The organism is Verrucosispora sp. SN26_14.1, from assembly GCF_004307965.1.
In the GTDB taxonomy this organism is placed as follows: Bacteria; Actinomycetota; Actinomycetes; order Mycobacteriales; family Micromonosporaceae; genus Micromonospora.
Genome location: NZ_SISL01000212.1, coordinates 1 through 10,243 on the forward strand (window position 1 = coordinate 1; position 10,243 = coordinate 10,243).

A 10,243-nucleotide genomic window follows, 5' to 3' on the forward strand; every position below is an offset into this window, starting at 1 on the left:
TCCTCGGCGTAGCTGCGGACCGTCTCCCGGGCCCGCTTGAGCGCGGGGCTCTCCCGCAGCAGGCCGAGCGCCTCGGCGTGCAGGGCGTCGTCGGTCAGCGGGCCGGTGGCCAGGATCTCCCGCAGCCGCACCGAGGCGGCGTCCGCGTCGTCGGAGGCGAGGGCGTAGAGCACCGGCAGCGTCGGCACACCCTCCCGCAGGTCGGTGCCGGGCGTCTTGCCGGACTCCTCCGACTCGCTGGCGATGTCCAGCAGGTCGTCGGAGAGCTGGAAGGCGACACCGATGGTCTCGCCGTACCCGGCCAGCGCCGACACGTGCTCCGGGGTGGTGCCGCTGAACAGCGCGCCGAAGTGGGCACTGGTGGCGATCAGCGAACCGGTCTTCTCGGCGATCACGTCCAGGTAGTGCCGCACCGGGTCGGCGTCCGCCCGGGGGCCGACCGTCTCGGCGATCTGGCCGTGGACCAGGCGGGCGAAGGTCCGCGCCTGGAGGCGTACCGCCTCGGGGCCCAGATCGGCGGCGACGTCCGCGGCCCGCGCGAAGAGGTAGTCACCCACCAGGATGGCGACCGAGTTGGTCCAACGGGAGTTGGCGCTCGGCGCTCCCCGACGCACCGCGGCCTCGTCCATCACGTCGTCGTGGTAGAGCGTCGCCAGGTGGGTCAACTCCACCACCACGGCGGCCGAGACGACCTCCGGCCGAGCCGGGTCGCCGAACTGTGCGCCCAGGGCCACCAGAAGCGGCCGGAAGCGCTTCCCGCCCGCCTCCACCAGGTGTCGGGCGGCCTCGGTCACGAACGGGTCGGCGCTGGCCACGCTGGCCCGCAGCTCCACCTCGATGGCGTCGAGCAGCCCCAGCACGGATGCCTCGGTGTGCGGGTCGGCGAGATGCAGACCGAGCGGGCCGAACTGGCCCGCGTGCCGGCTGCGGCGGCCACCGGAGCCGGTGCCACCTGAACGCTCGCCACCCCTAATCACCACTCCTCCACCATGCCACACGGGCTCTACCTGCAGCGGACCGGGGAGGCGCGGCGAGGGCCGGTCCACAAGAGTGGACCGGCCCCCGAAACGGAAGGTGACGCCGCTACCGGATGAAGTCCGCAGCGCCGGTGGCCAGGTCGAGCAGCGGCGCCGGAGCGACGCCGAGAACCAGGGTCGCGAGTACGCCGATCACCAGCGCCGCCGAGGTCATCGCGCCCGGCACCGTGACGGTCGGGGTCGAGTCGCCCGGCTCGGAGAGCCACATCATCACCACGACCCGCAGGTACGGGAAGGCCAGCACCATGCTGGTCAGCACACCGGCGATCACCAGCCACACCTGACCGCCGTCGAGAGCCGGAGCGAAGACGGCGAACTTGCTGGTGAAGCCGCTGGTCAGCGGGATACCCGCGAAGGCCAGCAGGATGAAGGTGAACACCGACGCGTACCCCGGCGAGCGGCGGCCCAGCCCGGCCCAGCGGGACAGGTGGGTGGCCTCCCCGTCGGCGTCCCGGACCAGGGTCACCACGGCGAACGCGGCCAGCACGGTGAAGCCGTACGCGACCAGGTAGAACATCGTGCCGGAGAGCCCGTCACGTCCTGGGGAGAGCACGCCGACCAGCAGATAGCCGGCGTTGGCGATGGAGGAGTACGCCAGTAGCCGCTTGATGTCGGTCTGGGTGACCGCGAGCACGGCGCCGACCAGCATGGTGAGCACCGCCACCGTGCCGAGCACCGGCGTGAAGTCCCACCGTGCGCCCTCGAACGCGACGTGGAACACCCGCAGCAGGGCGCCGAACGCGGCGACCTTCGTGCAGGCCGCCATGAAGCCGGTCACCGGAGTGGGCGCCCCCTGGTAGACGTCGGGCGTCCAGACGTGGAACGGCGCGGCGGCGGCCTTGAACAGCAGGCCGATGGCGACCAGGGCCATACCGGCGAAGAGCAGCACCGGGCTGGCCGTCGAGTTGGCCACGGCGGCGTTGAGGGTGGCGAAGTCCACGCCCGCCTGACGGTCGCCCAGACCGGCGCTGAAGCCGTAGAGCAGCGCCAGACCGAACAGGAAGAACGCCGAGGCGTACGCGCCGAGCAGGAAGTACTTCATCGCCGCTTCCTGGCTCAGGATCCGCCGACGACGAGCCAGCGCGCAGAGCAGGTAGAGCGGCAGCGAGAAGACCTCGAGCGCGATGAACATGGTCAGCAGGTCGTTCGCCGCCACGAAGATCAGCATGCCGCCGATGGCGAACGTGGTCAGCGGGTAGACCTCACCGGCACCACCGGCCTTGGCCGCCTGCCGCCGGTCGTCCGGCGAGTCGGCGGTGATCGCGGCCTGGGCCACGAACGCCCCGCCCCGCTCCACCGCCCGGTCGCCCATCAGCAGCAGCGCCACACCGGCCAGGGCCAGGATCGCGCCCTGGAGGAACAGCGTGGGGCCGTCGATCGCGATCACCCCGATGGTGATCACCCGCTTGTCAGAGTTGAACACCACCATGGTCAGCGCGGCGAGCACCGCCACCAGGGCCAGCGGAAGCTGCACGGGGTGCCGCAGCCGACGCGGCACGAAGGCCTCGACCAACACCCCCAGCACCGCCGCGCCCAGCATGATCAGGATCGGCGCGAGTGCCGCGTAGTCGATCGGCGGCAGTACGAACTCGTTCACCGAGTCAACCTTTCGTTCGCGACTGCGCTGTCTTGTGCCCGCGACTGCGGGGCTCGCTTCGCTCTCTCCTCGCGCGGGCGGCTAGGGCTCGCGAGCTCACTCCTCGCGCTCACCGGCTGGCCTCCTGGACGTTGCCTGCCGTCGGGGCCGGGTCGGTCCGGCCGACGTCCTCCATGGTCGCCTGAACCGCAGGGTTGATCACGTCGGTGACCGGCTTCGGGTAGAAGCCGAGCAGCACGATCAGCGCGATCAGCGGGGCGACCACGACCTTCTCGCGCAGGTTGAGGTCGCGCTTCATCGCGTCGATCTGGGTCAGCGCCGGATTGAGCGTGCCCTGCGTGGTCCGCTGCACCATCCACAGCACGTACGCCGCCGCCAGGATGATGCCCAGCGTGGCGATCACCGCGACCGGCTTGTTCACCGTGAAGGTGCCGATCAGCACCAGGAACTCGGAGACGAACGGCGCGGTGCCGGGCAGCGCCAGCGAGGCGAGACCGGCGAAGAACAGCACCCCGGCCAGCACCGGCACCAGCTTGCCGGCACCACCGAAGTCACTGATGAGCGCCGAACCCCGGCGCGCGACCAGCATGCCGACCACCAGGAAGAGCAGGCCGGTGGCGAGGCCGTGGTTCACCATGTAGAGCACCGCACCGGTACCGGCCTGGGTGGTGAAGGCGAACAGACCCACGCCGATGAAGCCGAAGTGCGCGATCGACGTGTACGACACCAGTCGCTTGAGGTCGTTCTGCCCCACCGCCAGCAGAGCGGCGTAGATGATGCCGATCACCGCGAGGCCCAGCGCCCACGGCGCGAACCACTGGGCGGCGTCCGGGAACAGCGGCAGGCAGTACCGGATGATGCCGAAGGTGCCGACCTTGTCCAGCACGCCGACCAGCAGCGCGGCGGCACCGGCCGGGGCCGCGCCACCGGCGTCCGGCAGCCAGGTGTGGAACGGGAAGAACGGCGCCTTGATCGCGAACGCGACGAAGAACCCGAGGAACAGCCAGCGTTCCGCACCGGTGGAGATGTCCACCTGCGACAGCGCCACCCAGTCGAAGGTCTTGCCGCCGACCACCCAGAGGCCGATCACGGCGGCCAGCATGAACAGACCGCCGACCAGGGAGTAGAGGAAGAACTTGACCGCCGCGTACTGCCTCTGGTGGCCGCCGTAGCTGCCGATCAGGAAGTACATCGGCACCAGCATGACCTCGAAGAACACATAGAACAGGAAGACGTCGGCGGCGGCGAAGACACCGAGCATCGTGCATTCGAGGACGAGCAGCAGCGCGAAGTAGACCGGCACCGAGCGCTTCGAGGACTCCGCGTCGTGCCAGGAGGCCAGGATCACCAGCGGCACCAGCACCGCGATCAGCATCAGCATGACCAGCGCGATGCCGTCGGCGGCGAACGTGAAGTTCACGCCCCAGTTCGGGATCCACGGGTACGACTCACGGAACTGGAACCGGTCGCCGTCGACCTGCCAGGTCACCCACATGACCACGGACAGCGCCAGCACCAGCAGCGACCAGCCGAGAGCGACCTGCTTGGCCAGCGTCGGCCGGCTGCGCGGCAGGAGGGCGACCACCACTGCGCCGACCAGCGGCGCCACGGTGAGCACCGAGAGGAACGGGAAGTCGGACATTATGCGGCCTTACCTCCGTCGTCGATGCGCGGTCCGCCGGCGACGGCCGCCTGCGAGACCGTCGGCCTCTTGAGGTCGATCACGCGAACCACCCCGCCTGCACGGCAAGGAACGCGCCCACGATCAGCAGCGCCCCGGCGAGGATCGAGGTGGCGTACGACCGGACGAAGCCGGTCTGCAACCGCCGCAGTCGGCCCGAACCGCCGCCGACACCGGCTGCCAGCCCGTTGACCAGCCCGTCGATGCCCCGGTTGTCCAGGTAGACGAGCGCCCGGGTGAGGAAGATGCCGGGCTTCTCGAAGACCGCCTCGTTCACCGCGTCGGTGTAGAGGTTCTTGCGGGCGGCCGTGACCAGCACCCCGGCCGGCTGCGGCTCGTTGGCCGTGCCGTTGCGGAACAGGAACCAGGCCAGCGCGGCACCGAGCACGGTGACGCCCAGCGACAGCACCACGATCGCCCAGTGCGGCAGCACCGCGTCGTGGTGCGCCTCGGCCGCGCCGAGACCGGCGGTGGCGGTCAGCCAGTCCGGTACGGAGGTGGCCAGCAGCCAACCCGCGCCGATCGAGCCGATGCCGAGCAGGATCAGCGGGATGGTCATCAGCGGCGGGGACTCGTGCGGGTGCTCGATGTCCGTGGTCCAGCGCTTGGGCCCGTGGAAGGTCAGCACGAACAGCCGCGTCATGTAGAACGCGGTCAGCGCGGCACCGAGCACCGCGGCCCCGCCGAACAGCCAGGCCGTCCAGCCGTCCCGCTCGAAGGCGGCGGCGATGATCGGCTCCTTCGAGAAGTAGCCGGAGAACGGGAACATGCCGATGATCGCCAGCCAGCCCGCACCGAAGGTGATCCAGGTGATCTTCATGTACTTCGACAGACCGCCGAAGCGGCGGATGTCCACCTGGTCCTTCATGCCGTGCATGACCGAGCCGGCACCAAGGAACATGTTGGCCTTGAAGAAGCCGTGCGCCAGCAGGTGCACGATGGCCAGCGCGTACGCGGCGCCGCCCAGGCCGACACCGAGGAACATGTAGCCGATCTGGCTCACCGTCGACCAGGCCAGCACCCGCTTGATGTCGTCCTTGGCGCAGCCGATGATCGCGCCGATCAGCAGCGTCAGCGCACCGACGCTGACCACCACCAACTGCAGCGTCGCGTTGGCCGAGAAGATGATGTTGGACCGGGCGATCAGGTAGACACCGGCGGTGACCATCGTCGCGGCGTGGATGAGCGCCGACACCGGGGTCGGACCCTCCATGGCGTCCGGCAACCACGCCTGGAGCGGGAACTGACCGGACTTGCCGGCCGCGCCGAGCAGCAGGAGGATGCCGAGCACCAGCACGGTGCTGCCGGCCAGTGCGCCGACCCCGTTGAACACCTCGTCGTACTGGGTGGTGCCCAGGGTGGCGAACATGATGAAGATGGCGATGGCCAGACCGGCGTCGCCGACCCGGTTCATCAGGAACGCCTTCTTGCCGGCGGTGGCCGCGGCCGGCTTGGTGTTCCAGAAGGAGATCAGCAGGTACGACGCCAGACCGACGCCCTCCCAGCCGAAGTAGAGCATCACGTAGTTGTTGCCGAGGACCAGCAGCAGCATGGCCGCGACGAACAGGTTGAAGTAGGCGAAGAACCGCCGACGACCCGGGTCGTGCGCCATGTACTCGACCGCGTACAGGTGGATCAGGAAGCCCACGCCGGTGATCAGCAGGACGAAGACCCCGGCCAGCGGATCGAAGAGCAGTCCGAAGTCGACGTTGAGGTTGCCGACCGCGATGAAGTCCCAGAGGCTGAGCTCGACGGACTTGTTCTCCAACCCGCGCAGGTTGAAGAAGTAGGTCAGACCGAGCAGGAAGGCGGCACCGACGGCGGCCACGCCGAGCCAGTGCCCCCACCGGTCGGCGCGCCGGCCGAGCAGCAGCAGGACCATCGCGCTGACCAGCGGGATCGCCACCAGCAGCCAGACGCTGCTCAGCAGCCCGTCGGCCGTCGCGTACGAGACGGTCTCGGCCGGAGCAGCCTGGGCGTACGTCACAATTTCGTCCACCGGTGGGCCCCTCTAGTACTTCAACAGGTTGGCGTCGTCGACGCTGGCGGAGCGCCGGGTGCGGAAGATCGCCATGATGATGGCCAACCCGACCACGACCTCGGCCGCCGCCACCACCATCACGAAGAACGCCATGATCTGGCCGTTCAGGTCACCGTTCATCCGGCTGAAGGTGACCAGCGCCAGGTTGGCCGCGTTGAGCATCAGCTCGACGCACATGAACAGCACGATCGCGTTGCGCCGGACCAGCACCCCGGCCGCGCCGATGGTGAACAGCACCGCGGCGAGGACGAGGTAGTAGTTCGGTTCGACGGAGAAGAAGTCACTCACTTCTCAGTGCCCTTCAGGGTGGTCTCCTCGGCGGCCAGCTCACGCACCGGAAGGATGTCGGGCGTGCTCCGGTCGCTCAGTCGGCCGTCCGGCAGGCGCGCCGGAGTGGCCACCGACGAGGAGGTGGCGAAGACACCCGGGCCGGGCTTCGGACCGGGGTAGTTGCCGGGCGCGAAGCGGGCCTTCATGGTGGCCACCTGGTCGCGCTTGTCCTCCTTGCGCCGCTCGATGTGCGCCAGGATCATGCCGCCGATGGTGGCGGTGATCAGCAGCGCTGCGGTCAGCTCGAAGGCGAAGATGTAGTCGGTGAAGAGCAACCGGGCGATGCCCTGCACGTTGCCGCCAGCGTTGGCCTCCTCCAGACCCACCGCCACGGTGTCCTGGGTGGCCCGGTAGACCCCGCTGCCGAGCAGCGCGGCGAAGCCGACGCCCAGCCCGATCGCCGCGATCCGCTGACCCCGCAGCACCTCGATCAGTGAGTCCGAGGCGTCCCGCCCGACCAGCATCAGCACGAACAGGAAGAGCATCATGATCGCGCCGGTGTAGACGATGATCTGCACCATGCCGATGAACGGCCCGGCCTGGAGCACATAGAACACGCCCAGGCTGAGCATGGTCAGCACCAGCCAGAGCGCCGAGTGCACCGCGTTGCGGGCCGCGACCATGCCGATCGCGCCGGCCAGCGCCAGCGGGGCGAGGATCCAGAAGGCCACCGACTCACCGCCGGAGACCGCACCCGCGGCGAGCACCGTCGAGGTGGTCATGCCGTCTCTCCCTTGTCCGCCGCAGCCCGCTGGGCGGCCTGCTCGGCACCGGGGAAGGTGACGCCCGGGTGCTCGTCGACCTGGTAGTGCCCCGGCCCCATCGGCGAGCGCTCGGCGCCGGCCGAGGTGCCCGGGTTGGTCAGGCTGCCGATGTAGTAGTCCTTCTCGCTGTCGCCCAGACGCATCGGGTGCGGCGGCTGCTCCATCCCCGGCAGCAGCGGCGCGAGCAGCTGCTCCTTGGTGAAGATCAGGTCCTGCCGGTTGTCCCGGGCCAGCTCGTACTCGTTGCTCATGGTCAACGAGCGGGTCGGGCACGCCTCGATGCAGAGCCCGCAGAAGATGCAGCGGGCGTAGTTGATCTGGTAGTTGCTGGCGTACCGCTCACCCGGCGAGAAACGCTGCTCGTCGGTGTTGTCGCCACCCTCGACGAAGATCGCGTCCGCCGGGCAGGCCCAGGCGCACAGCTCACAGCCGATGCACTTCTCCAGGCCGTCCGGGTGCCGGTTGAGGATGTGCCGGCCGTGGTAGCGCGGCGCCGGCTTCGGCGGGGTGAAGGGGTAGTCGGTGGTGACGACCTTCTTGAACATGTGCGAGAAGGTGACCCCGAAGCCCTTGAACGTTCCGGTGATCGCGCCCACGTCACACCTCCTCAGAGTCCTGGCCGGCGGGAACGTTGGCCGGCTCCCGCTCGGCGACCATGCGCCGGGTACGCGGGCTCGGGGGTACCTGCAGATCCATTGGCGGCAGCGGGAAGCTGCCCTGCGGCCGGTTCTCGACCTGCTCGGCGACGGTCGGCTTCGACTGCGGCTTACGGCTCGGCCAGAACATCGCGGCGAGCAGCACGATCCCGGCCGGGATACCGATGGCCCACAGGCGACCCGTGGTGTCCCAGTCGCCGATGGTGCGGTACCAGCCCAGGACCACGATCCAGACCAGGCTGACCGGGATCAGCACCTTCCAGCCGAGGCGCATGAGCTGGTCGTAGCGGAGCCGGGGCAGCGTGCCCCGCAGCCAGACGAAGACGAACACCAGCAGGACGACCTTGCCGAAGAACCAGAGCAGCGGCCACCAACCGGAGTTGGCACCCGACCAGAGGCTGATCGGCCACGGCGCGTACCAGCCGCCCAGGAAGAGGGTGACGGTGAAGGCCGACATGGTCACCATCGCCACGTACTCGCTGAGCATGATCAGCGCGAACTTCAGCGAGCTGTACTCGGTCATGAAGCCCGCCACCAGCTCCGACTCCGCCTCCGGCAGGTCGAACGGCGGCCGGTTCGTCTCACCGACGATGGAGATGAAGAAGACGATGAAGCTCGGGAACAGCAGCAGCGCGTACCAGCCGGGCGCCCAGACGTCGACGCCGAAGAGGTTCACCTGCGTGCCGGTGCCCTGTGCGGCCACGATCTCCGAGGTGGACATCGTGCCGGCGAGCATGAACACCGCCACGATGGACAGCCCCAGCGACACCTCGTACGAGATGAGCTGGGCGGTGGACCGCAGACCACCGAGCAGCGGGTAGGTCGAGCCGGAGGCCCAGCCCGCCAGCACGATGCCGTAGACCGCCAACGACGAGAAGGCGAGCACCACCAGCACCGCCACCGGCACGTCGGTGACCTGCAACGGCGTCTGGTGGCCGAAGATGCTGACCATCGGGCCGAAGGGGATCACCGACAGCGCGGTCACCGCGCAGATCACCGAGATGGCCGGCGCGAAGAAGTAGATGACCTTGTCTGCCGACTTGGGGAGGATGTCCTCCTTGAAGGCCATCTTCAGGCCGTCGGCGAGCGTCTGCAGCAGACCGAAGGGGCCGAGCTGGTTCGGGCCCGGCCGGACCGCCATCCGCCCCACCACTCGCCGCTCGAACCAGACGCCCAGCAGCGTGCCGAGCAGGGCGACGACGAAGGCAAAGACGATCTTGCCAAGCACCAGCCACCACGGGTCGTGACCGAAGTCGGTCAGCGACGGCGCCTGGGCGAGGAGCGAGTGACTCACTGGGCCCACCTTTCGTTCCCGACTGCGGGGCTCACTCGCTCCGCTCGTTCACTCCTCGCACTCACTGGTGACCCCCGGAGGAGTTGAGCAGCGGGCCCGAACGACCCGCCGCGTCGGCGGCGACCGGCTCGGCCGTACCGGGTGCGGAGACCCGGACCACCGAACCGGAGGTCGCGCCCAGGCTGCGCCGTACCGTCGCGCCGGGCGAGTTGGTGGGCAGCCAGACCACGCCGTCCGGCATCTCGGTGATGGCCGCCGGCAGGGTCAGCGCCCCACGGTCGGTACCCACCGTCACCGGGTCACCGTCGGCGATGCCGAGCGCCTCCGCGCTGCCCTTGCCCAGCCGGACCACCGGCGGGCGGGCGGTGCCGCCCAGGTGCTCGTCACCGTCGATGAGGCTGCCCAGGTCGAGCAGTTGGTGCCAGGTCGCCAGGACCGCCTCGCCGGGCGCGAGGTCCCGGACGGTGCCCGGCGCGACACTCGGGGCCGCCGGACGACCCACCCGGGTCGTCGGCAGGCTGCCCAGCTCGCGGCGCACGGAGAGCACGTCTCCGGTGCCCAGCCGCACGTCCAGCTGGGCGGCGAGCGCGTCGAGCACCCGGCCGTCGGTCATCGCGGCGGTGGTCAGGACCGCGTCGAACGGACGCAGCCGGCCCTCCCAGTCCAGGAAGCTGCCGGCCTTCTCGACCACCGGGGCGACCGGCAGGACGACGTTCGCCCGTCGGGTCACCGCGCTGGCCCGCAGCTCCAGGCTGACCAGGAACGGCACCGCGTCGAGGGCCTGCTCGGCCAGGCGCGGGTCGGCCAGGTCGGCCGGGTCGACGCCGGCCACCACCAGTGCGC

At 69.7% G+C, this 10,243-nt stretch carries 9 protein-coding genes; all 9 read right to left on the bottom strand.

The features are described 5' to 3' along the window. The coding region (locus EYA84_RS18760) for a polyprenyl synthetase family protein (RefSeq protein WP_394347587.1) at nt 1-977 on the bottom strand (977 nt) is incomplete at its 3' end. A gap of 106 nt (nt 978-1,083) precedes the next feature. Beyond that, nucleotides 1,084-2,634: an NADH-quinone oxidoreductase subunit NuoN gene (gene nuoN, locus EYA84_RS18765; RefSeq protein ID WP_131054359.1), complete on the bottom strand. Its 1,551-nt coding sequence runs from the start codon at nt 2,632-2,634 to the stop codon at nt 1,084-1,086. 109 nt (nt 2,635-2,743) lie between these two features. Beyond that, the gene (locus EYA84_RS18770) at nt 2,744-4,276 is read right to left on the bottom strand and encodes an NADH-quinone oxidoreductase subunit M (protein WP_131054360.1); all 1,533 of its coding nucleotides are present in this window, start codon (nt 4,274-4,276) and stop codon (nt 2,744-2,746) included. A gap of 79 nt (nt 4,277-4,355) precedes the next feature. Continuing rightward, nucleotides 4,356-6,314, bottom strand: coding sequence for an NADH-quinone oxidoreductase subunit L (gene nuoL / locus EYA84_RS18775; RefSeq protein WP_131054361.1), 1,959 nt, complete (start codon nt 6,312-6,314; stop codon nt 4,356-4,358). A 12-nt stretch (nt 6,315-6,326) separates the two neighbouring features. Further along, a complete protein-coding gene (nuoK, locus tag EYA84_RS18780; RefSeq protein WP_013731028.1) occupies nt 6,327-6,644 on the bottom strand; it encodes an NADH-quinone oxidoreductase subunit NuoK in 318 nt (105 codons plus the stop codon). After that, entirely contained in the window at nt 6,641-7,408 is a 768-nt protein-coding gene (locus tag EYA84_RS18785; RefSeq protein ID WP_131054362.1) for an NADH-quinone oxidoreductase subunit J, read from the bottom strand. Before EYA84_RS18785 ends, nuoK begins: the two co-directional genes overlap by 4 nt. Next, the gene (nuoI, locus tag EYA84_RS18790; RefSeq protein WP_131054363.1) at nt 7,405-8,046 is read right to left on the bottom strand and encodes an NADH-quinone oxidoreductase subunit NuoI; all 642 of its coding nucleotides are present in this window, start codon (nt 8,044-8,046) and stop codon (nt 7,405-7,407) included. Before nuoI ends, EYA84_RS18785 begins: the two co-directional genes overlap by 4 nt. 1 nt (nt 8,047) lies before the next feature. Next, nucleotides 8,048-9,400 carry an NADH-quinone oxidoreductase subunit NuoH gene (gene nuoH / locus EYA84_RS18795; protein WP_131054364.1) on the bottom strand — a complete coding sequence of 451 codons (1,353 nt, stop codon included), beginning with the start codon at nt 9,398-9,400 and terminating at the stop codon, nt 8,048-8,050. 61 nt (nt 9,401-9,461) lie between these two features. Beyond that, nucleotides 9,462-10,243: molybdopterin dinucleotide binding domain-containing protein (locus EYA84_RS18800; protein WP_275540805.1), on the bottom strand; the 782-nt coding region annotated here is incomplete at its 5' end.